The sequence below is a fragment of the Dietzia sp. NPDC055877 genome, assembly GCF_053615975.1.
Genome location: NZ_JBSHCV010000007.1, coordinates 23,237 through 49,129 on the forward strand (window position 1 = coordinate 23,237; position 25,893 = coordinate 49,129).

Genomic DNA, 25,893 nt, shown 5'->3' on the forward strand with positions numbered 1-25,893 from the left:
GGCGTGGCCGACGGTCAGCGGCGCAGGCGCGACGCCACTGACCGGATCATCCAGGCGAACGTGCCGGTCCACGCCGTGACCGCGACCCACATCCAGGCCTGACCGATCCAGGCGACGATGGGCAGCTGATCGGCGCGACCGAGGTACATTCCCGCCACTGCGTACATGCCCAGCGGGAAGACGATCGACCACCAGGTGGGCTCGAAGCGAAATGGCACGCCGCGCACGCGGTGCCGCCAGTAGCCGACCGCCACGAGGACGGGGATGAGCCAGGTGGCGAAGCACCAGAAGACCACCACGAGGCCGGCGACCAGGCCGCGTACGGCGTCGACCATCGGCGCGCTGGACATCTCCACGATGCGTGCCCCCGCGACCACGGTGATGGCCACCGCGCCCATCGACACCCAGTACGGCGGGTCGAGTTCCCGCGGGTCGAACGGGTAGACCATGAGCCGCAGCGACACGTAGACAGCGCAGGCCACGTAGAGGACGACGCCGACCGACCACGCGGCTACCGCGAGGATCGCGAGCGCGTCGCGGCCGGCCTCGAAGTGGGGTTCCAGGGTGGCCGCGCCGACCGCCACGGACTGGGCGGCCACCACCCAGATGAACCAGGTGCCGTTCGCCTCCGTCAGCACGGACCGCTCCGTGCGGGCCAGGACGGCGACCCAGGGGACGGAGTAGCCGAGGATCAGCCAGGCGAGGGTGGCGACGACCAGCAGGACCGCCGCCACGCCGAAGAGACCGTGGCCGGCGAGCCCGGCCGCGAGGACGTTGGTCCCGGCCACGAAGGTGAAGAACAGGAAGGCCTGGCGGGAGTCGTGGAGGTCGGCCGCGACCTCGGTGCGATAGGCGAGCAACCGCCACAGATTGAGTACGACGAGGACGACGTACTCGACCGCCGTGAGGACGAGCAGGATCAGGGACAGGGTGTGCCACCCGCGCAGATCCGCCCCGATCGCGACGATGCCCGTCGCCATGACCAGCGCGAAGTAGCCGGGGGACAGCCGCTCGGGGGTCGGGAGGCGGCGGCCGGGCGATGTCCTAGTGGCGTGCGGCACGGCTCGAACCCGACCGGGCACGGCCCTCGCCGACCTGTCGGCTCACGTCGCCGACGTCCTCGCGCATCCAGCCGCGGCGGTAGGGGCGGTTGCCGAACTGGCCCGACGGACGCGAGCGGTACACGACATAGGGCCGCCACAGGTACCCGACGGGCGCGGAGAACACGTGCACCAGACGGGTGAACGGCCAGATCGCGAACAGTAGGAACGCCAGGATCGCGTGGGCCTTGAACGTGAAGGGCGCGTCGGTCATGAGTACGGGGTCCGGGTGCAGCCAGAAGATGCCGCGGAACCAGACGGCCAGGTCGGCGCGGTAGTTGTAGCTGCTGAGAATGTTGCCGACGACCGTGTTGGCCAGTCCGAAGAGGATCGTCACGGTGAGGAAGAAGTACATCAGCTTGTCGTTGGCGGTGGTCGCGGAGAAGACGGGCCCCACCGTGCGACGACGGTAGATGAGGATCGCCAGTCCGACGAGCGTGCAGAACCCGGCGACGACCCCCAGCGACACCGCCATCCAGTGGTAGCCGGTCTCGGTGATGCCGATCGCGTGCGTCCACGATTCCGGGATCACCAGCCCGATGAAGTGGCCCGCGACCACGGCCAGGATGCCGAAGTGGAACAGGGGGCTCCCCCACCGCAACAGGCGGGACTCATAGAGCTGGCTCGAGCGGGTTGTCCACCCGAACTTGTCGTAGCGGTACCGCCACCAGTGGCCGACCACGAAGATCGCCAGGCACACGTACGGCAGGACCACCCACAGGACGATGTCCAGGATCGTCGCGTCGACTGTGGTCGTCTCGGTCATGGCCGGGCCCCGCTTTCCAGGTAGGACGAGGAGGTGAACGCTTCGAGCCCGACCTCTTCGTCGGGCGGCCCCTGGGCGACGAGTCGGCGGACGGCATCGCGGTCGTCGCCGCCGATCGGCGGGAGCGTGCCCGAGACCGCCTCGAGGGCGCCGGCCCAGGCGGACCCCCGGTCGGTCAGGGAGATCCGGAGCAACTCCAGACCGGGGCGGTGCTGGACGAGCAGAGCCCGGCACCGGTCGAGATCGTGCTGGGCCCCGAACTCGAGGAGCACGCCCAGGTGGTCGGGCAGTTCCGCGGCGTCCAACCGGGCGCCGGCCGACTTGTAGGCCTCGACGAACTCCACCAGCGCCGTGCCGCGCTTGCGGGTGTCGCCGTAGCGGAAGTAGGTCAGGTACAGGCAGCAGCGACGACGCAGGTCGAACGTCTCGACGTACTCCTCCTGCGTCTCACCCAGCGGCGTCGACTCGAGGTGGTCGACCAGGCCGAGCAGCGGCCGTGCGACGTCCCCCCGGTCGTCGACCAGTTCGCGGATGAGCGGCAGCCGCTCGAGGAGCTCGGGGGTCGGGTAGTCCAACAGGAGCGAGACAGCCTGATAGAGCGAGCGGTCCTCCGGCGCCCCGCGGCCGACGGCCGGGGAGGAGCCGGGCATCACCGCCCTGCGGACCCGGGAGAACAGATCGGTACCGAAGCCGGTACCGGCGAGGAACTGCGACGCCACGGCTCAGCCCTTCCTTCCCGGGAAGAGGCCGCCGGTACCGAGGCCGTCCCAGTTGAGCAGGTTGACCCGCCGACCCTTGTCCGCGGGGGAGGCGATGGTGTCCGAGGTCTGGCGTTGCTTCAACGCGTGGAAACTCTCCACCGCGATGGGTAGCGCCTGGTCGCCCGAGCCCTCACCGAACGGGCCGGAATCGCCCATCATCCCGGGGCCGCCGTCGTAGTCGAGGCTGCAGTCGGTGACCAGCTCCTCGAGGGAATGCGCCTGCTCCTGGTGGGCGGTGGGGATGACGTACCGCTCGTCGTAGTGGGCCAGGGCCAGGAGGCGGTACATGTCGTACACGTCCTCCTCGCTCATGCCCACGGCCTCACAGATCTCGCCCCGCGGCTCGCGGCCGAGGTTGATGTCGCGCATGTAGGTGCGCATCGCGGCGAGTCGGTTGAGCACCGTCTGGATGGTGTCGACGTCCCCGGCGGTGAACAGCTCGGCGAGGTACTCCATGGGAATTCGCATCGTGTCGATCGCGCCGAACAGCGTGTCGGAGTCCTCCCCGTCGCCGCCGTCCGCGGCGACGCGGTCGACGATGGGCGACAGCGGCGGGACGTACCAGACCATCGGCATGGTCCGGTACTCCGGATGCAGCGGCAGGGCCACCTCGAACCGCGAGATGAGCTGCCAGATCGGTGAGCGCTGCGCGCCCTCGATCCAGTCCTCCGGGATGCCCGCCTCGCGGGCGGCCTCGATGACCTCGGGGTCGTTCGGGTCGAGGAAGCACTCGCGCTGGGCGGCCAGCAGGTCGTGCTCGTCCGGCACCGACGCCGCCGCGAGCACCCTGTCCGCGTCGTAGAGAACCAGGCCGATGTAGCGCAGCCGGCCGACGCAGGTCTCCGAGCACACGGTGGGGATGCCCACCTCGACGCGCGGGAAGCAGAACGTACATTTCTCGGCCTTGCCCGTGCGGTGGTTGAAGTACACCTTCTTGTACGGGCAGCCGGTCACGCACTGGCGCCAGCCGCGGCAGCGGTCCTGGTCCACCAGCACGATGCCGTCCTCGACGCGCTTGTACATCGCGCCGGACGGGCAGGAGGACACGCACGACGGGTTGAGGCAGTGCTCGCAGATCCGCGGCAGGTAGAACATGAAGGTCTCTTCGAACTCGGCCTTGATGTCCTCGCCCACCTTGGCCAGGATCGGGTCGTCCTTCATGTGGGTCGGCGACCCGCCCAGGTCGTCGTCCCAGTTGGCCGACCACGAGATCTTCATCGGCTCGCCGCTGATGAGCGAGTAGGGTCGCGCGACCGGGGTGTGCTCCTGGAGCGGGGACGAGACCAGCATGTCGTAGTCGTAGGTCCACGGCTCGTAGTAGTCGTCCAGCGACGGCATGGTGGGGCTCGAGAAGATCTCCAGCAGCTTCTTCATCCGCCCGCCGGCCTTGAGGCGCAGCCTGCCGCCCCGGCCCAGCTCCCAGCCGCCCTTCCACCGCTCCTGGTCCTCGTACGTCCGCGGATAGCCGAGACCGGGGCGGGTCTCGACGTTGTTCCACCACACGTACTCGGTGCCGGACCGGTTAGTCCAGGCCTGCTTACAGGTCACCGAACACGTGTGGCACCCGATGCATTTGTCCAGGTTCATCACCATGGACATCTGGGCCATGACGCGCATCAGTACTGCACCTCCTGCGAGCGACGGCGGATGACCGTCACCTCGTCGCGCTGGTTTCCGGTGGGGCCGATGTAGTTCCACGCGTAGTTGAAGTGGGCGTACCCGCCGATGAGATGGCTGGGTTTGATGAGGATCCGCGTGGCCGAGTTGTGGATGCCGCCGCGCTTACCGGAGGCCTCCGCGATCGGCACGTCGACCGTGCGGTCCTGGGCGTGGTGCATGTAGACGGTGCCGGACGGCATCCGGTGGGAGACGACGGCGCGGGCGACGACGACGCCGTTACGGTTGACCGCCTCCACCCAGTCGTTGTCGACCACCCCTATCAGCTCGGCGTCCTCCCTGCTCATCCAGATGGTCGGCCCACCGCGGGACAGGCTGAGCATGAGGAGGTTGTCCTGGTACTCCGAGTGGATGGACCACTTGTTGTGCGGGGTGAGGTAGCGGACCGTCAGTGCGGCGCCGGCGCCACCGGATCCGTCGGTGCTGCCGAGCACCGGCTCGCCGTACAGCTCGTGCATGTTGAGCGGCGGGCGGTAGACGGGGAGCTGCTCGCCCACCTCGGCCATCCAGTCGTGGTCCATGAAGAACTGCATGCGGCCGGTGAGCGTGTGCCACGGCTTGAGCCGCTCGACGTTGATGACGAACGCGCTGTATCGGCGGCCGCCGTGCTCCGAGCCGGACCACTCCGGGGAGGTGATGACCGGCTGCGGTCGGGACTGGGTGTCGGCGAAGGTGATGCGCTTGCCGGACTCACCGCGGGACAGATCGGCGAGCTCCCGGCCGGTGCGTGCCTCGAGCTGCTCGAAACCCTGGGTCGCGAGTCGCCCGTTGGTGGTACCGGACAGGGTGAGGATGGCCTCGCACATGCGGATGTCGGTGTCCAGGCGCGGGCGGCCCCGGCCGGCGCCCGTGCGGGTCTCGCCGTTGGCCTTGAGCAGGACGCCGATCTCCTCGTCCGGCTTGAGCAGCAATCCCTTGACCGGCATCCCCGCCTTCTCGGCGAGCGGCCCGAGGGAGCCGAACTTCTCGCCGATCAGCCGGTAGTCGCGTTCGACAGTGACGATCTTGGGGAAGTTCCGCCCCGGCACCGGCTCACACGAGCCGTCCTTCCAGTCGGACACCGTGCCGCCCGGGTTGGCCAGGGCGTCCGGGGTGTCGTGTGCCAACGGGACCGCCACGACGTCGGTGCGGGTGTCGAGGTGCCCGTGGCTCAACTCCGACACCTTCTCGGCGAGCAGCCGGAAGGTGTCGAAGTCCGTCCGGGTCTCCCACGGCGGGTCGATGGCGGCGTTGAACGAGTGCACGAACGGGTGCATGTCAGTCGAGGACAGGTCGTGCTTCTCATACCAGGTGGCCGCCGGGAACACGAGGTCTGAGAAAAGCGTGGTGGAGGTCATCCGGAAGTCGAGCGTGGCGAGCAGGTCGAGCTTGCCGTCCTCCGCGTCCTCGCGCCACACCATGTCCCGACCCCGGTGCCCCTCCGGGGCCTGGTCGGCGCGCAGTGACGAGTCGGTGCCCAGCAGGTGCTGGAGGAAGTACTCGTCACCCTTGGCCGACGAACCGAGCAGGTTCGAGCGCCACACGGTGAGGACCTTGGGGGAGTTGCCGGGGCCGTCCGGGTCCTCGGCGGCGAAGCGCATCGACCCGTCCTTGATCCGGCCCACCACGTGCTCGGCCGCGGACACGCCCGCCTCGGCGACCTCGTCCCCCAGGTCGAGCGGGTTGGCCGAGAAGGTCGGGAAGGAGGGCATCCAGCCCAGTCGCGCCGACATCGCCACCAGATCCGGGGTGCTCATCCCGGCGAAGCGGTTCTCGCCGGTCGGGGAGGCGAGGGTGTCCGCGCCGTACGCGTCGTACTTCCACTGCCCGGTGTGCAGGTAGAAGAACGCGGTGGCGATCATCTGCCGCGGTGGCCGGGACCAGTCCAGACCCATCGCCACCTGCTGGAACCCGGTCAGCGGGCGGACCTTCTCCTGGCCCACGTAGTGCGCCCAGCCGCCGCCGTTGACGCCCTGCGTGCCCGTGAGGATCGTCAGCGCGAGGAACGCCCGGTAGATGAGGTCGGAGTGGAACCAGTGGTTGGTACCCGCCCCCATGAGGATCATCGAGCGCCCACCGGACTCCAGCGCGTTGCGGGCGAACTCCCGCCCGATCCGCTCGGCCTGCGCGGCCGGGACGCCGGTGTGCTCCTCCTGCCAGGCCGGTGTGTACGGCTGCGGGTCGTCGTACCCGGTCGGCCAATCGCCCGGCAGCCCCTCCCGGCCCACGCCGAACTGCGCCATCATCAGATCGAGGACGGTCGTGACGCGAAGTTCCGTGGGGTTGTCGTCGTCGTCGCGGCCCCTGATGGTCCGGTAGGGCACCCCACGGGTGATGGTGCCGGCGTCGCCGCGCGTGGTGTCGAAGCGCGGCAACGTGACCTCGGCGGTTCCCTCGAGCGTGTCCAGCAGGGACAGTGCCGGGTCGACCTCGCCGAGATCCAGGTTCCAGTCGCCCGCGCCCTGCTCGCCGAACCGGTGGCCCAGCGTGCCGTTCGGGACGACCGGCCGACCCGTGACCGCGTCGAGCAGGACGGTCTTGTTGGCCGCGTTCTCGCCCGGATCCTCCGCGAGCACGCCCGCACCGACCATGTCCGCGGTGACGAACTTGTGCGGCAGAACCGACCCGTCGGAGCGCGTGCGCAGCGTGACCAGGAACGGCAGGTCCGTGTACTGCTTGGCGTAGCGCTCGAACTCGGGCGTGCCCCGGCGGGCGTAGAACTCGGTGAGCACCACGTGGACCATCGCCATGGCCAGCGCGCCGTCGGTGCCCGGGTGCGGGTGCAGCCACTCGTCGGCGAACTTGGTGTTGTCCGCGTAGTCGGGCGAGACCACCACGACCTTCTGGCCCTTGTACCGGGCCTCGGTCATGAAGTGGGCGTCCGGGGTGCGGGTGACCGGGACGTTGGAACCCCACATCACGAGGTAGGAGGAGTTGAACCAGTCGGCGGACTCGGGGACGTCGGTCTGGTCGCCGAACACCTGCGGTGAGGCCACCGGCAGGTCGGCGTACCAGTCGTAGAACGAGAGCATGGAGCCGCCGAACAACTCGATGAACCGCGAGCCCGCCCCGAACGAGGCCATGGACATCGCCGGGATCGGGGAGAAGCCCGCGACCCGGTCCGGGCCGGCGGTCTTCGCGGTGTACACGTGGGCGGCGGCTGCGATCTCGACGGCGTCCTCCCAGCGGCAGCGGACCAGGCCGCCCTTGCCGCGGGCACGCTTGTACCAGGCGGTCTTGGCGGTGTCGGAGACGATCGACCCCCAGGCGTCCACCGGGTCGGCGTGCTCGGCGCGCGCCGCCCGCCACAGCTCGAGCAGGCGACCGCGGATGTACGGGTAGCGCACCCGCGTGGGCGAGTAGGTGTACCAGGAGAAGGCGGCACCGCGCGGGCAGCCGCGGGGCTCGTATCCCGGCATGTCGTCACCGATGTCCGGGTAGTCGGTCTGCTGCGCCTCCCAGGTGATGATCCCCTCCTTGACGTACACCTTCCACGAGCACGAGCCCGTGCAGTTGACGCCGTGCGTGGAGCGGACCACCTTGTCGTGGCTCCAGCGGTCGCGGTAGAACACGTCCGCTTCGCGGCCGCCCTCGATCGTCACGGTGCGCAGATCGTCGGAGGCCGTGCCGCGGCGGAAGAACCGGCCGGCCTTGAGGATGGCCTCGGAGGCGGGGCCGTCCAGGCGGGGGTCTGTGCTGGTCATGCCGGAGTCCTTTCCGTGGCGGTGGACGCGCTGCGACTGTTGCGGAGGAACCACAGCCAGGTGAGCGCCGCGGTGATGACCGAGAGGGCGAACAGCAGCAGCAGGCCGGTGCGGTAGTTGCTGTCGGCGGTCCAGAAGTAGCCGAGCAGGAGCGGCGGGACGAACCCGCCGAGCCCGCCAACGGCGCCGACGATGCCCGTGACCGACCCGACCGAGGACGGCTCGACCAGTTCGGCGACCAGGGCGAACACCGCGCCGGAGGCGACGCCCAGCGAGGCGGCCATGACGAGGAACACGGCCGTGCCCACCGGGTAGAAGCTGCCGTCGTCGATCCCGATCAGGGGCATGCGCTCGGACGCGGCCGCGGCCATGAGGCCGGTGACGACGTAGCTGATGACCAGGACCCACCCGCCGTCGAACCGGTCCGCCAGCGCACCGCCGAGGGGGCGGCACGCCACGGCGACCACCACGAAGATCGCGGTGCGCAGCGCGGCGTCCTCGATGTCCAGTTCGTAGAAGTTGTGCAGGTAGGTCGGCAGGTACACCGAGAACGCCACGAACCCGCCGAAGCCCATCGCGTACATCCACGACAGTTTGAGCGTGACGGGCCGGGCGAGCGTCCTGGCGGCCTTGACCACCCAGTTGCCCTGGGCCGGTGCCCAGGCCGGTGAGTTCTGCAGCAGCATCCGGGCTGTCACGGCGTAGATCGCCAGCAGGACCGCCACCAGGATGAACGGGGCCTGGTCGCCGAAGGCGTCGCGGAGCCGCAGGGTGGTGAACGCCGCGACGGCGGTGCCGCCCATGCCGGCGCCGAAGATGCCGATCGCCGTGCCGCGCCGGTTCGGCGGGAACCACGAGTTGACGGTGGGGACGCCCACCGCGAAGGAGGTGCCGCCGATGCCGAGGAAGAAGCCGCCGATGAGTAGGACGATCAGGCTGTTGTCGACGAAGCCGACGAAGAGCGTGGGGATGATCGTCAACGCCGCGATGAGCGGGAACATCGTGCGGCCGCCGAGCCGGTCGGTCAGCGCGCCCACCGGGATCCGGCCGAGCGATCCCACCACCACGGGCAGCGCCACCACCAGGGACTGCTGGAACGAGGAGAGCCCCAGGTCTTCTTTGTAGGTGGCGCCGAGGGGGCCCATGAGCGCCCACGCCCAGAAGGTGAGCAGGAACCCGGCGAAGCACAGGGCCAGGGCGAGGTTGGCCTTCTTGGGATCGATGGCGGGCGCGGCGGAGGGGTCGGTGGTCACGGGGTCGGAGCCTGAGGACACGGGTGGTCCTTTCACGTCAGAGTCTCGAGGGTCGGGCACGGACGACAGGCGAACGGGCCCGAATCCCGAGTGTGCGACAGCCCGTCACCGCGCCGTGGGCGGTTCGACGAATGTGGCGGGCTTCGTTACCGGACAAATATTCGCCGCAGCAATGTTTTCAGCGTCAACAGGGACTGGCTCAGACGAGCCAGTCGTTGGGGGCGAACAGCTCGGCGTGGAGCCGCTCCTTCGGGACGCCGGCCGCGAGGAAGGCCGGCCGTACCGCCTGCAGGAACCCGGCGGAGCCGCACAGGAACACGTGCGCGTCGGCGGGCAGCGGCACCGCGGACAGGTCCATGAGCCCGTGGTGGACGGTGCCCGGGCCGGACGCGGTGTCGGCGCCGTCCTCGTACCACGAGTGCACCTCCGCGTCTGCGAGCAGGGAGGCCTCGCCGGCGACCTCGCCCGCCAGGACGTGCTGGTCGGGGGAGCGGTCCGCGTGCAGGACGAGCACGCGGCGTGAGGTCTCCTCCGCGGCGAGCTGGGCGAGCATGCCGAGCATCGGCGTGATGCCGATGCCGGCCGAGCACAGCACCACCGGGGCGGAGGTGGCCTCGGCGTCGGCCTGGTCCAGGACGAGATCGCCGAACGGGAGCGTGACCTGCAGGGTGGTGCCGACCTCGGCCGTCGCGTGCAGCCAGCCGGAGACCTCGCCGGCGGGGCAGCCGCCGGCGGTGGGGTCCACGCGGCGCACGCCGATACGCCAGGTGCCGTCTCCGGAGGCGGTCGAGAGTGAGTACTGGCGCAGCTGGCGGGCGCCGTCGGGCAGCACCACGCCGACCGAGGTGTACTGGCCGGGGCGGAAGTCGGGGAGGCGCTCGCCGTCGGGACCGGCGAGGGTGAAGACGGCGACCGAGTCCGTGACGTCCTCGCGGGCGACGACAGTGGCGGTCCGGAACACGTCACCCGGCTCGACCTGCGTCTCGGCGTACAGTCCCTTCTCGAAGTCGATGAGGACGGAGGCCATGATCCAGTAGACCTCGTCCCATGCCTCGGCGACCTCGGGGGTGACGGCGTCGCCGAGCACGCGGGCGATCGCGGCGAACAGGTTGTCGTGAACGATCTGGTACTGGTCCGGGGTGATACCCAGGCTCGCGTGCTTGTGTCCGATACGCGAGAGCAGGTCGACCGGGCTCTTGCCGTCCACGAGCATGGTGGCGAACGTGGCGATCGAGGCGGCCAGGGCGCGCTGCTGGGCGCCCAGTTTCTGATTGCCGCGGTTGAAGGTGTCGCGGATCAGTTCGGGGTGGTTGTCGAACATCGTCGTGTAGAACAGCGGCGTGATCTCGTCGATGTGGGCACCGATGACCGGCAGTGTCTCGCGGATGACCGGGACATTGTGCGGGGACAGCTCCCGGGGGTGGGCGAGGATCGACTCGAGGGAGATCAGTGACGTGGTCATGGCAGCCTTTCCGGACCGGCCCCTACGGGTGTGGAGGCGTTGAGTCCGAGCCTGCCAGAATCCGACTTCGATATGCGCATTCACGCTGTGTGAGTTCGAATACCCACCTGAACTGGATATTTGCGCTCTACGTACGTAGTGCAGAGGAACTGCACGTCAGGGCCGCTCCGCGACCGTCGGAGTGAATCTCGGCTCCAGGGTGAGCAGGATCTGCCGCGTGGGGGAGTGGACGATGTCGTTGACGGTGAGCGGATCGAGGGTGGCGAAGAAGGCCTCGCGGGCCTCGGCGAAGGCCCGGCGCAGTCGGCAGTTCCCGGCGAGCGGGCAGGGCTGCTCACCCTCGCAGTCGACCGCCTCGCCGGGGCCCTCGAGGATGCGGAGCAGGGCGCCCACGGAGTGGTTCCGCCCGACGTCGGTTATCCGTAGCCCTCCGCCGCGGCCGCGGCGCGAGGCGATGACCTCGAGATCCACCAGGCGCGAGACGATCTTGGCGACATGGCTGGGGGAGGCGTTGACCGAACCGGCGATGGCGCCCGCGGTCATCCGTTCGCCGTCCCGGTCGCCCACCGCGAGCAGCATGAGGGTGCGAAGCGCGAGGTCGGAGTGACGGGAGATGTTCACCCGTCCATGATCCCATAATGCGAATTTGCACAACGCATTTCGGGGGCGTCAGATCCAGTCGATCAGCTCGACCAGCTCGGAACCGGCCGCGGCCTCGGGGATCAGGGCCAGTGACGGCGCCCCCGCGAGGTCGGCGAGGTGCGCGGTACGGACCCGCTCGTCCACGGACCAGCCGCCGGAGCCGTCGGGTCGCGCGGGCAGGATCCGGGATCGGGTCGGGGCGGCCAGTTCCGCCAGCTCGGGGACGGGCGCGAGCACAGGCGTCCGCCGTCGATCCGTGAGGGCGTCGACCAGCGCGCGGCCGGTGGTGGCGGCAGCGCACACCGCCGCCAGCGGGTTGCCCGGCAGTCCCAGGAGCACGCCCCCACCGGGCAGGGCCGCCACGATCTGCGAGCCGCCGGGCCGCACCCGCACCCTGTCGAGCACGATCCGGGCGCCCGCCCGCTCGAGTGCCGGGCGCAGGTGGTCGGCCACCCCGCGGCCGGTGGCCCCGACGAGCACCAGCACCTCCCCGGCCGCGCGCGGCCGTTGCAGCAGCGCCTCGAATTCGGCCTCGGTGTCCGGACAGTGTTCCACCGCGGCGGTGGCGGGCCCGAAGCCGGCGCGCGCGAGCACCGCGCCGAGCAGCGGCCCGACGGTGTCGCGGATCCGCCCGTCGGGCAGCGGGGGCGGGGTGGTGGCGGGCAGCACCTCATCGCCGGTGGTCACGACCGTCGCCCGAACCGGCCCCCGCACCACGACCCCGGTCAGTCCCGACGACAGCGCCGCCGAGGCCAGCGCGGCGTCGAGCGTGGCGCCCTCCGGCGCGAGGGCGTGCCCGACCGGCCAGTCCTCGCCGACCGGCCGCAGGTCGTTGATCCCGTCGGCCGCGCCCAGGGCGGTGACCAGTGCCGGCCCGGCGCCCGGCGGCGAGACCTCGACCAACTCGTGGCGCAGCACCCGGTCGGTCCCGGCGGGGGCGAGCGCGCCGGTCGCGATCGGCGCCGCGCATCCGGGCTCCAGGGTCGCCGCGGAACCGTCGCCGGCCCGCCGCGCGGCCCCGGTCAGCCGCCAGGCGCCGGGCCCGGCCAGCGCGTACCCGTCCATCGCCGACACCCGCCCGCGCGGCATCGGATCGGCCGCGACCAGCGGCGCCGCCAGCACCGCGCCCACGGCGTCGAGCAGCGCCAGCCGGGCCGCCGGCACGGCATCCAGGCCCGCGGCCAGGACCGGGCCGACGTGCGCGAGCGCCACCGGCCCACGCCCGGCGAGGTCGGCCCACGTGTCGACGTCGAGTGCCTGGGCGCCGACGGGCACGTGGACGAACCCCGTGGCGACGGTATCGTCGTCGTCATACAGGGCGCGCACCGCTCGTCCGGCCGTGCCGCCCGTGGCCTCGAGTCGCGCCAGGCGCGCGGCGAGCGCGCGGCGGTCCCACGCGGCCAGGAGGTACTGCTCGTGACCGGCGGCGTCCACGCCGAGCGCGGCCGCCGCGCCCGACGTGCGCACGGCGTCGACGAGCGCGCGGAGGGTGCCGGCGTCGAGTTCGGGAAGGTCACAGGCCACGACGACGACGACGTCGACACCGTCCGGAAGGCACGCCAGTCCCGCGGCGATTCCCGCGACCGGTCCGGAATGGGGCGGGTCCTCGCGGGCGTCACCACCCGGTCCCACCGTGATGGCCGGCCCCGCGACGGCCCGGGCGGCGCCGAGCACGGTCTCGACCATCGGCCGACCGGCCACCGGGAGCCGGGCCTTGTCCACCCCGCCGAGCCGGCTGCCCCGGCCGCCGGTGAGGATGATCGCGCCGACGGTGCCCCTCACTGCAGGCTCTCCTGTCGCCGTTCTTCCGGGGTGGCCAGGCGATCGCGCAGAAAGTCGTCGACGAGTCGCTCGACATCCGTCTCGGTGAACGGGCGCAGGCCGATGATGCGGGCCAGCACCACGGGGCCGGCGAGTTGAGCCACGGCGAGGTCGCGGTCGCCGGGGGTGAGCGTGCCGTCGGCCTCCGCGGCGGAGAGGACCTCGTGGAGGGGCGCGGCGTAGGACTCGACCACGCTGCGGCGCAGCTCGCCCACCTCGTCGTCGTCGGAGGCACCGCGCCCCATGGCGAGCCAGCCGAGCATCGACTGCTGCATGGGCACGGTCTGGATGAGCCGGGTCAGGGCGGCGCACAGGTGGACCAGCTGCCCGCGCACCGGCAGGTCCGCCGGCGGCGGCTCCGGGGTGGGTAGCAGGCGCCGGAACGCCGCGGCGATGAGCGAGTCCGTCGAGGGGAAGTTGCGGTACAGCGTGGTCCGCGCCACGCCCGACAGGCGCGTGACCGCCTCCACCGTCACCGCCGCCGCGCCCCCGGAGACGAGGAGGTCCGCGGCGGCGTCCAGTAACTTGCCGCGCGAGCGGGCGCGGCGAGGATCGATGGGCGAGGGCATGGTGTCCATTGTGGCCCGCCGCGTCGGTCGGCTCGTGCGTTACGGTGTCCGGAAGGAAGCGATACCGTTGGTAGCGTTTCTCGCGATGACCCCGGGAGGGCCCGTGCTCGAACTGTCCGCAGGACGGCGGCGTTGGCTGCTGTTCGTCAGCCTGGTCGCGGTCTCGATCGTCGTGGCCACGATGTCCGCGCTCTACACCTCGCTGCCCGACATCGCGGTGGCGATCGGCGCCACCCAGGCCGAGCTCACCTGGATCGTCGACTCCTACACGCTCGCCCTGGCCGCACTCGTTCTCACCGCCGGCGCCCTCGGCGACCGATTCGGGCGCCGCGCCACCCTCATCGCGGGGCTCGCCCTGTTCACGGTCTCCTCCGCGCTGCCACTCCTGCTCGACTCGCCCACCTGGCTCATCGTCCTGCGCGGCGTCGCCGGGCTGGGCGCCGCGTTCGTCATGCCGTCCACGTTGTCGCTGCTCACGGCCAGTTTCCCGCCCGAGCAGCGCGGGATGGCCGTCGGCATGTGGGCGGGCTTCGCCGGGATCGGCGGCATCGTGGGTCTCGTCGGCTCCGGGCTGATGCTGCAGGTGTGGTCCTGGAAGTCGATCTTCCTCGTCTATTCCGTGATCGGCCTCCTGGTGTTGCTCGCCGCGTTCACGATCGGGGAGTCCGTCGCGGCCAGGCACGGTCGGCCCGACGTCGCGGGCGCGATCTTCTCGGCCCTGGCCGTGGGCGGTGTGGTCTTCTGGCTCATCGAGGGCGCGCAGACCGGCTTCGGCGAGCCCTTCGTCGTGGTGGCCCTCGTCGTGGCCGTGGTGAGCCTCGTCGCGTTCATCGGCGTCGAGCTGCGCGCCTCGGACCCGCTCCTCGACGTGCGCTATTTCCGGCGCCGCGGCTTCTCCACCGGGTCGGTCTCGGTGGCGCTGCAGTTCCTGGTGATCTTCGGGTTCTTCCTGCTCATCGTTCAGTTCCTCCAGCTGGTACAGGGCTACGACGCGCTCGGCGCCTCGATGGCCCTGGCGCCCATGGTGGTGCCCGTGATGGTGCTGTCGGTCATCGCGCCCAGGATCACCGACGTCGTGGGTTTGCGCGTGGTGTCCGTGGTGGGTGTCGGCGGGATCGCCGTGGGCATGCTCCTGCTCTCGAGGCTCACCGTGGACTCCGGGTACTGGGATGTCCTGTGGCCGCTGTGCATCGCCGCAGCCGGGCTCGGGCTGTCCACCGCGCCCGCGACCTCGGCCATCGTCTCGGACATCCCCGCTGACGAGCAGGGTGTCGCGGCGGCCGTGAACGACGCGATGCGGGAGATCGGCGCGGCGATCGGCATCGCGATCGGCGGCAGCATTCTCGCCGGGCGGTATGCCTCCGACATCGTGGAGGTGCTGCCCGGCGTGCCCGAGGCGGGCCGGCCGGCGGTGGAGGGCTCGTTCGCCGGGGCCATCGAGTTCGGCAACGCAGCCGGGCCCGCCGCCCGGCCGATCGTGGACGCCGCCGCGGAGATCTTCGCCGCCGGCATCTCCGATTCGCTGGTCGCGCTGGGGCTGGTCGCGGCGGGGGCGGCGGTCCTGCTGCTGTTCGTGGCCCCGGGCCGCGGTTACGTGCCGCAGGGTGACGTGCGGCGGGCCGGTGTCGACGCGGCGGCTGGTTCCGCGTCGGATCAGTTGTAGTTCGGGTTGTTGAACGTCGGGATCTCGATCGTGATCGGCATCCTGAGTTCGGCCATGTAGTACAGGACGAACTGACGCAGGAGTTCGTCGAACATCCAGTACGTCTCGCGCGGCACGCCGGCCGTCAGCAGCCCCTCGCGGACAGCGATGAACGGGCCCCACGCCGTCTCGAGAAGCGGGCTCCAGACGGGCTCGCGCGGGATGCGCAGCCAGTCGGCGACCTGATCGCCGAGGATGAAGCGGGTCAGGGAGCCCAGCACCCCGCGGGTGAGCAGCGTGAGGTCGATGTTGTAGCCCAGGTCCAGCAGCATGTCGGCGAGCTTGATGCCCTCCGGCGTCGGGGCGAGGATCGGATCCAGCACCTGCTGTGCCTGCAGGTCCGCTGTCTCCCAGGTGGCCGGGATGTACTGGTCCTCGACGCCGAGCATGTAGGTCGTGACCTGCCAGGAGTGCAGGAAGCCCTCCGACTCGGCCGGGTCGAGCGGCACGCCCCATCGGCGCATGTTGCGCATGACCGTGGTGGGCAGGCTGTGCCAGGTGACCATGATGTCGGCCTGGCTGATGGGCCGGGGCTCGTCCGCGGAGTTCCGCCAGTGCGGGGACTGCGGCAGCAGGTGCCGAACCGCCGCGTGGGACAGACGAGTCTTGACGGCGGTCACGGCCATCCCGCCGTCGGGCTGATTGGCGTTGAGTGAGCCGACGTCGTACCCGAGCTTGGCGGTCTTACTGATGCGCGACTTCATGTCGGAGCCGCCCTTGGAGTAGTAGACGGCCCGGGCCTCGCGGGGGATGACGGTGCTCATCATGCCGCTGGCGAAGCCGTGCAGCACGCCGAGGTAGGTGCCGCGCTTCTCGTTGAACCGAACGGCGTCGGCGAGCTTGCGGTGGTCGGTCCAGTCGGGCAGCTGGACCGCGTGGTGAAGAAAGTCGCGCAGCTCATCCGGCAGGCCTGCGGGGATCGGCTGGGCGTTCGTGGTCCAGCCGCGGAGGATCTGGTTGACCCTCGGGATCTCCCCACGATCGATGAGTCGCGCGATCAGATCGTCCGCCTCCGGGTCGTACACGAAGTGTGGGTCGGCGCCGCTGCCGACGCCGGGCCGCGACCACGCCGGTGCCCACGTCCACGGCACCGCCTGGGTTGCCGCCGCCAGTGCGCCCGCCGCCCCCAGTGTTCCGCCGGCTCGCAGCAGCGACCGTCTGCTCAGGTCTTCCATGTCCGTGCTCCCCTCTCGTCGACGTCGGCGACCAATGGTGCAATGAAACAATCACCGTTTCGTAGTACCATTGGTAGCAGTGTGTGACGCAGGGCACAAGAGGAAGGTCAGAATGGTTGTAGAACTGACGGTGACGCACCGGACCGGATCGGAAGGGGAACGCATGGGGTCAGCCGCGAGCGGGCCTGTCGACGAGACCCGGGAACGGATCCTCGACGCCGCGTACGGCCTGTTCTGCACCCGCGGCATCCGCCACTCGTCGATGGATCAGGTCGCGCGCCGGGCCAAGGCCGCGCGGATCACCGTCTACCGGAAGTTCGAGACCAAGGACGCACTGGTCGACGAGGTGATGCTGCGGGAGTTCCGGCGCTACTTCGCCGGGTTCGCCGCCGAGGTCCGGGGGTGCGAGACCGTCGCGGAGCGCGTCGAGATGGCGTTCGTCAGCTCGCTGCGAGCCTTCGGGGAGAACCCGCTGTTGGCGAACCTCCTGGAGAACGAACGCGATTCGGTGGTCGGCTCGCTCATCGGTCAGGACGGGCAGATGATCGCGACAGTGCGTCGATTCGTGGCCGGGCGTCTCGCTGCCGAGCAGCGGGCCGGCCAACTCCATGCGGACCTGGACGTCGACCTCCTGGCGGAGATGTTCGTTCGGATCTGCGCCTCGTACCTGACCATCCCCACCGACCTGGTGGACCTGACCGACGATGCCGCGCTGCGGGGGATCGCCCGCCAGTTCCTGGTTCCGATGCTCGACTACCAGGCGCCCTGAGCCCCGCGATCGGCCCAGGGGTGCGAGGGATCCATCCGGCTGACGGACTCGCGCAGCCAGTCGCGACGGGACGCGTCCAGTAGCGGTAGATACGTGTGCGCATCCGAAACGTCCTTGTCCCGGACCTGGGCCGCCTTCATGAACAAGACGATCTCAGGCTGGAGATAGCGCAACCCGTCGTCGTCGACCCAGGTCGCCCGCTCCAACGGCATCGCCTGCTCCGGCAACTTCTTGTTGACCCACAATCCGTCGCGGAACGGAGTCAACGGCACATCCAGGACCCACGGGGAGCGGGCGTCCGCACGAACCCAGATCCCGCTCGTCGGTCGGATGTCGCGAAAGCGATGGTCAAACGGCCGCAACCAGCCCGAATCCGCGTTCCATGTCGTCCACCCCCGGTTGGCGAGGAACACTCTGAGGTGCTCAGCATCGCCAGCATCGATCGAGATGTCCATGTCCTCGTGCTCGCGGGAGACTCCGGTGAACTTCTCGAGCGCCCACCCACCGACGATCCACCACGGACGGTCGAATCCGTCGAGGAAGTCCGCGGTCGTCGAGGGATCGAGCGGATCCCAACCGCCGTACCAGCGTCGAAACTCGTCGGGCGGTAGCGGCCCGGCGTCCGAGGGCTGCGGCAGAGGAGGCGGCATTCGACGATGGTACGGCCGGCCCCACAACTGCGCCGTGTGCTCGCCGTTACACTCCGGGCCAGGGACCGGTCCCGCTGCGGTGTCAGTCGTGGATGCGCTCGGGGTGGGCGTAGACGGTCGCCCGGTCGTCGCGGCTGAAGCCGGCGAGCGTCACGCGCGCGTCGACCGCGAGATCCACCGCGAGCGACGAGGGCGCGCTGACCGCGGACAGTACGGGAATCCCCGCCATCGACGCCTTCTGTACGAGTTCGAACGACGCCCGGCCGGACACCTGGAGGACGGTGTCGCCGAGCGGGAGTCGATCCTCTCGGAGGGCCCAGCCGACCACCTTGTCGACCGCGTTGTGTCGACCCACATCCTCGCGTAGGCAGAGCAGCTCCCCGTCCGGGGTGAACAGTCCGGCCGCGTGTACCCCGCCGGTCCTGTCGAAGACACGCTGGTGCTCGCGGAGCCGCCGGGGCAGGGACAACAGAACCTCGGCCGCGACGAGCGGCTCGACCGGGCCGAGAGGAAAGTGCGTGGTGCGGCGGACCTCGTCGATCGAGTCCACGCCGCAGACCCCGCACGCGCTGGTCATGGTGGTGGTTCGCGCCGACCTGGGCTCGGGGACGTCGGGCGAGACGGTCAGCGAGAGCGTGTTGTAGTCCTGCTCGGAGCGCCCGCTGACGGTGGTGCAGTACTGGATCGTGGGCAGGTGCTCGCGATCCCAGATGGCGCCCTCGGAGACCAGGAGGCCGGCGGCCAGATCCATGTCGTCGCCCGGGGTCCGCATCGTGACGACGAAGGGCGCACCGCCGACACGGATCTCGAGCGGCTCCTCGACAGCGAGGGTCGCCACCTCTCGCCTGGTGTCAGCCCCGGCGATGATCCTCAGCGCGGGGTGACGAGTCGTCCGCCGTCCCATAGTCGGCCAGCCTAGCCGTCACCGCCGACCCCTTTCCCAGGTATAGCGCCGTGAGGGCCACCGCGACCAGCCAGATCAGCGGATACACGTTGGTGATCGTGGAGAAGACCACCGACGGGATATCGCCGCCGAGCATGAACAGGCCCATCCCCACCCAGCGGTCGTCGGGGAAGTTGGTGTCCGGGAAACTCTGGACCCAGTTGGCTCCCGCCGCCCACACCAGCGGCGGCAGGAGCCACACGTACCAGCGACCGGCCGAGATCGCGTAGTGCAGCGTCAAGACGAGCAGCGGGACAAGCCAGACCCAGTGGTGACCCCAGGTGAAGGGCGAGACCATGGTCATGGTCATCCCCGCCAGCGTCAGCCCGAGGAGTTGATGCCCGGCGCGGTGCGCCAACGCCGCGACTGTCAGACCGACGACCGCCACGAGAACGGCGCCGATCAACCAGACCCAGGTGGGGGCCATCTCCAGCCCGGCGAGACGGGCGATGGCCCCGCGCACAGACTGGTTGGCGACCAGGGAGTCCTGCCCTATCCGTTGCGAATCGAGCAGGGTCCCCGACCAGTATCGGATGGCATCACGGGGGATGACCAGAAAGCCGAGCGCCACGGTGCCGAGGAACGTGAGCCCGGAGACCGCGGCCATCCGCCACCGGCCGGTGAGCACCCAGTGAGCCCAGAAGAACGCCGGGGTGAGCTTGATGCCGGCGGCGATCCCCGAGCCGATGCCCGCCCAGCGGCGACCGGACCGCGAGGCGAGCTGGTCCGCCAGCACCAGCACCAGGAGCAGGACGTTGATCTGGCCGAGCCACACGGTGGTGCGCACCGGCTCCAGCGAGAGCGAGATCAGGGTCAGGCACACCGCGACCTGCACGGTCACGCGGTCGGACCGGTAGCCCAGGGTGCGCAGGCACATGCGGATCGCGAGATAGAGGAGCCCCACCGTCAATGCGGTCCAGCCGGCTTCCATCAGGCCGGGCGTGACCTGGGTCAGCGGGGTGAACAGCAGGGCCGAGAACGGCGGATACGTGAACGGCATCGGGGCGTAGAACCGCCCCGAGTCGGCGCCGGTCAGCAGCCCCTCGTACAGCGGGATCGCCCCGAGGACCGCCTGCCCGCCCCACCGGTAGACGTTGACATCGAGCAGGTTGCCGTAGATGCCCCACCACGGCGTCCGTTCATCCGGGAAGCGAAGCACCATGAAGACCGAGGACAGCGCCAGGATCGCCAGCGGCCCCCGGAGCCACACGGTGGTGGGTAACGAGCGCATCGGGGCTGAGCTTAGACCCGGACGGGCAGCGGTTCGCGAGAATGCGGAGAGAATAATGAGGCCGTCACCGCCGGGGCGCCCGCGCTGATGCGCGTGGCGGCGGCGTGACGGCGGCGTGACGGCCTCATCGGGGCCAGACGGTGTAGGTCCGGCCCCCCTCCCGGGCCGGGGCCCGAGACTCAGATATAGATGGCCGGGTCGATATAGAACTGCGCCTCGCGCAGCTCCTCCTTGGTCGACCTGGCGGGCTTGGCGACGCCCGGGATGCCCACGACGATCGAGTCGGCGGGGGCGTCCTTGACCACCACGGCGTTGGCTCCGACCGACGAGTCCGCGCCGATCTCGACCGGCCCCAGGATCTTGGCCCCGGCGCCGACGGTCACGCGGTCCCCCAGCGTGGGATGCCGCTTGACCTGCTTGAGCGAGACGCCTCCGAGGGTGACCCCGTGGTAGATCATGCAGTCGTCGCCGATCTCCGCGGTCTCACCGATCACGACGCCCATGCCGTGGTCGATGAAGAACCGCCGGCCGATCACCGCGCCGGGATGGATCTCGATCCCGGTGAGGAAGCGGGCGAACTGCGACAGGACACGCGCGGCGGTGCGGCCGGCCCCGCCGGAGTGCCACATGCGGTGGGACAGGCGGTGGATCCAGATGGCGTGCAGGCCGGAGTAGACGACGGCGTTCTCGACGTCACCCCGGGCTGCCGGGTCGTGTGCACGCGCCGCGGTGAGGTCCTCACGCAGAGTGCGCAAGAGCCCCACCGGGCGATCGGAGGAACCTGACATCAGTCGCGGTAGTCCTCGAAGAGCATCGTCGAGACATAGCGCTCGCCGTAGTCACACACGATCACGACGATGGTCTTGCCCGCGTTCTCGGGGCGCTTGGCCACCTCGAGCGCGGCCCACACGTTGGCACCCGACGAGATGCCGGCAAGGATGCCCTCCTCCTTGCCGAGGCGCCTGGCAACCTCCAACGAGTCCTCGAGAGTGGCGTCGATGACCTCGTCGTATACCTCGCGGTCGAGGATCTCCGGCACGAAGTTGGCGCCCAGTCCCTGGATCTTGTGTGGGCCGGCCTTGCCCTCGGTGAGCAGCGGAGAGTCCTTGGGCTCCACGGCGACGATCTGGATGTCCGACTTCTGAGACTTCAGGTAGTTGCCGGCGCCCGAGATGGTGCCGCCGGTGCCGATACCCGCGACGAACAGGTCGATCTCACCGGCGGTGTCCTCCCAGATCTCCGGGCCCGTGGTGCGACGGTGCACGTCGACGTTGGCCGGGTTGGCGAACTGGCGGGCGAGGACGGCGTTCTCGCGGCTGTCGGCGACTTCTTGGGCCTTGGCGACGGCGCCCTTCATGCCTTCGGAACCCGGGGTGAGGATGAGCTCGGCACCGTACGCGCGCATGATGGCGCGGCGCTCGACGGACATGGTGTCCGGCATGACGATGACGGCCTTGTAGCCGCGGGCGGCCGCGACCATGGACAGGGCGATACCGGTGTTGCCGGAGGTGCCCTCGACGATCGTGCCGCCGGGCTTGAGGCCGCCGGAGGCGACCGCGTCGTCGATGATGGCCGCGCCGATGCGGTCCTTGACGCTGCTGGCGGGGTTCGCGGACTCGAGCTTGGCCAGCACCGTGGCCTGGATGCCCTCGGTCAGGGAGTTGAGACGGACCAGCGGGGTACGGCCGATGGTCTCGGTGATGTCGGAGTAGATCTGCGCCATGATGTGTTCCGTTCTGCAGAGAATGAACCGATCTGTCTATTGCGTAGTCTACGTGATGCGACGACAAGGCACGAGGGTGCGATCGGGAAAACCCGACAGATTGCCACAGGTGCGGTGTCCGGTCGATAATCGACTGCGCTCCATTTCGACGTCGTCCGAAAGGCCGCAACCGGCATGCGCGAGATCACCGTCCCCACCCAGCGAACCTTCACCGGTTCCGACCTTATCCCGGTGGTGGCGCGCGGACGCGCCGCCACGGACCCACGGGCTGTCCCGTTCGAGTATCACGACGGCGACCAGTGGCGATCCGTTTCCAACGCGGAGCTCGTCGCCCGTGTGGACCGCATCGCGGCCGGACTCGTCGCCTCCGGTGTCGAACCCGGTGACCGGGTCGCGCTCATGGCCGGGACCCGCCTCGAATGGGTGCTCGTCGACCTGGCTGTCTGGACCGCCGGCGCCATCACCGTGCCGATCTACCCCTCGTCCTCGGCCGGGCAGCTCGAGTGGATCCTCACCGATTCCGAGGCGAAGGTGCTCGTGGCCGAAACCGACGCCCACGTCGTCGTCGTCGGCGATTCCGACGTCCCTGCCACCTGCACCCGTGTCCTCTACCTCGACGACGGCGGGCTCGAGGCCCTCGAGGCCGACGGCTATTCGATCGCACCCGAGACCCTCGAGGCCTCGTTGGCCACCCTAGACCCCGACGCCCCCGCGTCGATCATCTACACCTCCGGCACCACAGGACGCCCCAAGGGCTGCGTGATCACCCACCGCAACCTCCTGTCGGAGTGCCACGCGTTGCTCGACCACCCCATCGGCTCGATGGCGCAGCACGGCAAGAAGACGCTCATGTTCCTGCCGCTCGCCCACGTGCTCGCCCGCGCCGTGACCTACACCGTGTTCCTGGGCGAGGCCACCGTCGGGTTCTGGGATGACACCTCGACCATCCTGCCGCGCTTCGCCGACTTCCGGCCGCACATGATTCTCGGTGTCCCGCGCGTATTCGAGAAAGTTCGCGACGGGATCGCCGCCAAGGCCGGTTCAAAGGGCCGACTGCAGGAGGAGATCTTCGGTCGCGCGGAGGCGATCGCCATCGAGGCCAGCGAGCTGCGCGGCGGCGACGGTCTGGGCGACGCCCGCCGACCCTCGCTTGTGCACACCATTCAGTACAAGGCTCTCGACGTGGCGGTCTACAAGGCCGTCCGTGAGGCGCTCGGGGGCCGGTGCGAGTACGCCATCTCCGGAGGCGGCGCCCTGCCGGACCGGATCTCGCACTTCTTCCGCGGACTCGGCGTCCCGATCTACGAGGGCTACGGCCTCACCGAGAGCACCGCCGCCGCCACCGTGAACGGGCCCGGCTGCCAGCGCATCGGCACCGTCGGTCGGCCGGTCGCCGGCACCAGCGTCCGGATCACCGACAGCGGACAGGTGGAACTGGCCGGGCCGCTGATCTTCGACCACTACTGGAACAACCAGAAGGCCACCGAGGAAGCCCTCCGTGACGGCTGGTTCGGCACCGGGGACCTCGGATCGCTCGACGAGGACGGCTACCTGACGATCACCGGCCGCGCCAAGGAGATCATCGTCACCGCGGGCGGGAAGAACGTCGCACCGGGCCCGATCGAGGACGGGATCCGGGCGCACCGCCTGGTCGGTCACGCCGTCGTGATCGGCGAGGCCCGTAAGTTCGTGTCCGCACTGATCACGGTTGACGAGGACGAGCTCGAGGCCTGGGCCGCGGAGAACGGACACGTCGGCAAGCCGGCCGAGGACCTGGTGGCCGACCCTGCACTGCAGGCCGAGATCCAGTTCGCCGTGGACGACGCCAACCGGCAGGTCTCGCAGGCCGAGGGCGTCAAGAAGTTCACCGTCCTGCACCGGGACTTCACCGAGGAGTCGGGGGAGCTGACCGCGACCCTGAAGGTCAAGCGGCACGTGGTGGCCGAGCGCTACGCCGAGCAGATCGAGGGCATGTACGCCTGATCGGACCAAAGCGAGAGCGCCCGGGCCCTGGGAAGGGTCCGGGCGCTCCGGCGTTCGGGGTTCCTACGTGGTGTAGAGGTTCTCGATGTCGCCCGCGAACCGCTCGTGCACGACGTTGCGCTTGAGCTTCAGCGTCGGGGTGAGCTCGCCGCTCTCGACCGAGAACTCGGCAGCGAGGATCTTGAACTTGCGGATGGACTCGGCGCGGGAGACGGACTTGTTGGCCCTGTCCACGGCGTCCTGCACGGCGCCCACGAGGTCGCCGTCCTGGATCAGATCGGACACCGAGCCGGTCTTGCCGTGCTTCTCGGCCCAGCCCGGGAAGGTCTCCGGGTCGATGGTGACGAGGGCCGCGATGTAGCTGCGGTTGTCGCCCACGACGACGGCCTGGCTGATCAGCGGATCGGAGGAGAGCAGATCCTCGAGTTGCGACGGCGAGACGTTCTTGCCGCCGGCGGTGACGATCAGGTCCTTCTTCCGACCGGTGATGGACAGGTAGCCGTCCGGGTCGAGCTCGCCGATGTCGCCGGTGTGGTACCAGTCTCCGGTCCACGCGTCCTCGTTGGCCTGCGGGTTCTGCCAGTAGCCCTTGAACAGGGTCTTGGCCTTGGCCAGGACTTCGCCGTCCTCGGCGATCTGGATGGTCACGCCCGGGATCGGCTTGCCGACGGTGCCGATCTTGGCCGCGTTGATCGGGTTGACGGTGAGCACGCCCGAGGACTCGGTGAGGCCGTAGCCCTCGAGAAGGTCGAAGCCCGCACCGCGGTAGAAGTGGCCGAGGCGGGCGCCCAGGGGACCGCCGCCGGAGATGATGCGGTTGCACTCGCCGCCGAGGGCCTCGTGCAGCTTCGAGTACACGAGCTTGGCGAACAGCTTCTGCTTGAGCGCCAGGCCGGTCGACGGCTTGCCGCCGTTCTCGAGGGCCATGGAGTAGTCGATCGCGGTCTGGACAGCAGCCTTGAAGATCTTGGCCTTGGCGCCGCCCGCGGTCTCGGCCTTGGCGGCGGCGGAGTTGTAGACCTTCTCGAGCACGCGCGGGACCGAGACCAGAAACGTCGGGTGGATCTCGGCCAGGCGCTCGACGACCTTGGTCGTGTCGGGCTCGTGGGCCACGGCGACGCGCTTGTAGAAGCAGGCCACCTCGAGGATGCGGGCCAGCACGTGGGCGAGCGGGAGGAAGATCAGGGTGCGGCTGTTGGGGACGAACGCGTCCTGCAGGCGCTCCTCGACGGAGACGACGACGCCACCGAACCCGCCGTGCACGATCTCGCAGCCCTTGGGGTTGCCGGTGGTGCCGGAGGTGTAGATGATCGCGCAGGTGTCCTCGTGGCCCGTGGACAACGAGGCCGTTTCGAGCTCCTCGTCCGAGACGCCGGCCCCGGCCTCGCTGAGCTGGGCGATCAGGTCGTTCTCGATGACGAGGATGTCGCCCTTCCAGTCAGTCTCCGCGGTGAGCACCTCGCGAAGTTCGAGGTCCTCGACCACGGCGAGCGAGACGCCGGCGTCGGTGAGGATCCAGTTGCACTGGGCGGACGAGGAGGTCTCGTAGATCGGGACGGTGACGGCACCGACGGCCCACGCGGCCCAGGCGATGAGCGACCACTCGTAGCGGGTGTGGCTCATGATGGCGAGGCGATCACCGGTCTTGACGCCCTTGGCGATGAGGCCCTTGGCGACGCCCTTGACCTCCTCCAGGTACTGGGCGCAGGTGACCTCCTTCCAGTCACTGCCGACCAGCCGCAGCACGGCGACGTCGTTCGGTGCCTCCGCGGCGTTCGTGAACACGATTCGGCCGAGGTTCTGATCGGGGAAGGGCTTGGCGGGGGGCGGGCTGGCGAACTCGGTCGTCATCGCGATCCTTTAGGTCTTTGTGGCCTGTGTCACTGGCAAGTGTAGAGGTCCGCTCACGATCTGTGTCGAGCACGGTCTATCGGAAACCTTTTATGAGGCGCGCATCATGTTGTTGTGACGACGGTTACACTG

Annotated in this window: 20 protein-coding genes; 3 read left to right on the plus strand and 17 right to left on the minus strand. The window is 69.8% G+C overall.

Annotation, left to right across the window (positions count from 1 at the left end):
- Positions 1–14: 14 nt before the first annotated feature.
- The 10 genes from ACWGLC_RS09845 to ACWGLC_RS09890 form a co-directional block, all read right to left on the minus strand.
- Positions 15–1,061 (minus strand): tellurite resistance/C4-dicarboxylate transporter family protein, encoded by a 1,047-nt coding sequence (locus ACWGLC_RS09845; protein WP_452099740.1) that lies wholly within the window; start codon positions 1,059–1,061, stop codon positions 15–17.
- Positions 1,045–1,866: a respiratory nitrate reductase subunit gamma gene (gene narI / locus ACWGLC_RS09850; RefSeq protein WP_230930907.1), complete on the minus strand. Its 822-nt coding sequence runs from the start codon at positions 1,864–1,866 to the stop codon at positions 1,045–1,047. The genes ACWGLC_RS09845 and narI overlap by 17 nt, the downstream gene beginning before the upstream one ends.
- The gene (narJ, locus tag ACWGLC_RS09855; RefSeq protein WP_452099741.1) at positions 1,863–2,585 is read right to left on the minus strand and encodes a nitrate reductase molybdenum cofactor assembly chaperone; all 723 of its coding nucleotides are present in this window, start codon (positions 2,583–2,585) and stop codon (positions 1,863–1,865) included. Before narJ ends, narI begins: the two co-directional genes overlap by 4 nt.
- 3 nt (positions 2,586–2,588) lie before the next feature.
- A complete protein-coding gene (narH, locus tag ACWGLC_RS09860) occupies positions 2,589–4,244 on the minus strand; it encodes a nitrate reductase subunit beta (RefSeq protein WP_452099742.1) in 1,656 nt (551 codons plus the stop codon).
- Entirely contained in the window at positions 4,244–7,987 is a 3,744-nt protein-coding gene (locus ACWGLC_RS09865) for a nitrate reductase subunit alpha (RefSeq protein ID WP_452099743.1), read from the minus strand. The genes narH and ACWGLC_RS09865 overlap by 1 nt, the downstream gene beginning before the upstream one ends.
- A complete protein-coding gene (locus ACWGLC_RS09870; RefSeq protein ID WP_452099744.1) occupies positions 7,984–9,261 on the minus strand; it encodes an MFS transporter in 1,278 nt (425 codons plus the stop codon). Before ACWGLC_RS09870 ends, ACWGLC_RS09865 begins: the two co-directional genes overlap by 4 nt.
- A gap of 178 nt (positions 9,262–9,439) precedes the next feature.
- Entirely contained in the window at positions 9,440–10,702 is a 1,263-nt protein-coding gene (locus tag ACWGLC_RS09875; protein WP_452099745.1) for a globin domain-containing protein, read from the minus strand.
- Between the two features lie 156 nt (positions 10,703–10,858).
- Entirely contained in the window at positions 10,859–11,323 is a 465-nt protein-coding gene (locus ACWGLC_RS09880; RefSeq protein WP_452099746.1) for an RrF2 family transcriptional regulator, read from the minus strand.
- A 48-nt stretch (positions 11,324–11,371) separates the two neighbouring features.
- On the minus strand, positions 11,372–13,126 hold the full coding sequence (locus ACWGLC_RS09885) for an NTP transferase domain-containing protein (protein WP_452099747.1): 1,755 nt from the start codon (positions 13,124–13,126) through the stop codon (positions 11,372–11,374).
- On the minus strand, positions 13,123–13,734 hold the full coding sequence (locus ACWGLC_RS09890; RefSeq protein WP_452099748.1) for a TetR/AcrR family transcriptional regulator: 612 nt from the start codon (positions 13,732–13,734) through the stop codon (positions 13,123–13,125). The genes ACWGLC_RS09885 and ACWGLC_RS09890 overlap by 4 nt, the downstream gene beginning before the upstream one ends.
- Positions 13,735–13,819: 85 nt before the next feature.
- On the opposite strand from ACWGLC_RS09890, the gene ACWGLC_RS09895 reads away from it, so the two are divergent.
- Positions 13,820–15,397, plus strand: coding sequence for an MFS transporter (locus ACWGLC_RS09895; protein WP_452099749.1), 1,578 nt, complete (start codon positions 13,820–13,822; stop codon positions 15,395–15,397).
- Here the strand turns inward: ACWGLC_RS09895 and ACWGLC_RS09900 are convergent.
- Positions 15,388–16,611 (minus strand): oxygenase MpaB family protein, encoded by a 1,224-nt coding sequence (locus tag ACWGLC_RS09900; protein ID WP_452099750.1) that lies wholly within the window; start codon positions 16,609–16,611, stop codon positions 15,388–15,390. The genes ACWGLC_RS09895 and ACWGLC_RS09900 overlap by 10 nt on opposite strands.
- Before the next feature lie 163 nt (positions 16,612–16,774).
- Between ACWGLC_RS09900 and ACWGLC_RS09905 the strand changes: the two genes are divergently transcribed.
- Positions 16,775–17,380, plus strand: coding sequence for a TetR/AcrR family transcriptional regulator (locus tag ACWGLC_RS09905; RefSeq protein ID WP_452099751.1), 606 nt, complete (start codon positions 16,775–16,777; stop codon positions 17,378–17,380).
- Here ACWGLC_RS09905 and ACWGLC_RS09910 read toward each other — a convergent pair.
- The 5 genes from ACWGLC_RS09910 to cysK all read right to left on the minus strand — a co-directional run bounded on the left by ACWGLC_RS09910 (position 17,365) and on the right by cysK (position 21,927).
- Positions 17,365–18,030, minus strand: coding sequence for a nucleotidyltransferase domain-containing protein (locus ACWGLC_RS09910; RefSeq protein ID WP_452099752.1), 666 nt, complete (start codon positions 18,028–18,030; stop codon positions 17,365–17,367). The two genes, ACWGLC_RS09905 and ACWGLC_RS09910, sit on opposite strands and share 16 nt — an antisense overlap.
- An 82-nt stretch (positions 18,031–18,112) precedes the next feature.
- A complete protein-coding gene (gene fdhD, locus ACWGLC_RS09915; RefSeq protein ID WP_452099753.1) occupies positions 18,113–18,934 on the minus strand; it encodes a formate dehydrogenase accessory sulfurtransferase FdhD in 822 nt (273 codons plus the stop codon).
- On the minus strand, positions 18,882–20,204 hold the full coding sequence (locus ACWGLC_RS09920; RefSeq protein WP_452099754.1) for a glycosyltransferase 87 family protein: 1,323 nt from the start codon (positions 20,202–20,204) through the stop codon (positions 18,882–18,884). The genes fdhD and ACWGLC_RS09920 overlap by 53 nt, the downstream gene beginning before the upstream one ends.
- 179 nt (positions 20,205–20,383) lie before the next feature.
- Positions 20,384–20,992, minus strand: coding sequence for a serine O-acetyltransferase EpsC (epsC, locus tag ACWGLC_RS09925; protein WP_452099755.1), 609 nt, complete (start codon positions 20,990–20,992; stop codon positions 20,384–20,386).
- Positions 20,992–21,927 carry a cysteine synthase A gene (cysK, locus tag ACWGLC_RS09930; RefSeq protein WP_230930894.1) on the minus strand — a complete coding sequence of 312 codons (936 nt, stop codon included), beginning with the start codon at positions 21,925–21,927 and terminating at the stop codon, positions 20,992–20,994. Before cysK ends, epsC begins: the two co-directional genes overlap by 1 nt.
- Positions 21,928–22,101: 174 nt before the next feature.
- On the opposite strand from cysK, the gene ACWGLC_RS09935 reads away from it, so the two are divergent.
- Positions 22,102–23,910, plus strand: a complete 1,809-nt coding sequence (locus ACWGLC_RS09935) for an AMP-dependent synthetase/ligase (protein WP_452099756.1) — start codon at positions 22,102–22,104, stop codon at positions 23,908–23,910.
- A gap of 63 nt (positions 23,911–23,973) precedes the next feature.
- Here the strand turns inward: ACWGLC_RS09935 and ACWGLC_RS09940 are convergent, their stop codons facing one another.
- Complete coding sequence (locus ACWGLC_RS09940) at positions 23,974–25,761, minus strand: AMP-dependent synthetase/ligase (RefSeq protein WP_452099757.1); 1,788 nt, start codon at positions 25,759–25,761, stop codon at positions 23,974–23,976.
- Between the last annotated feature and the right edge of the window lie 132 nt (positions 25,762–25,893).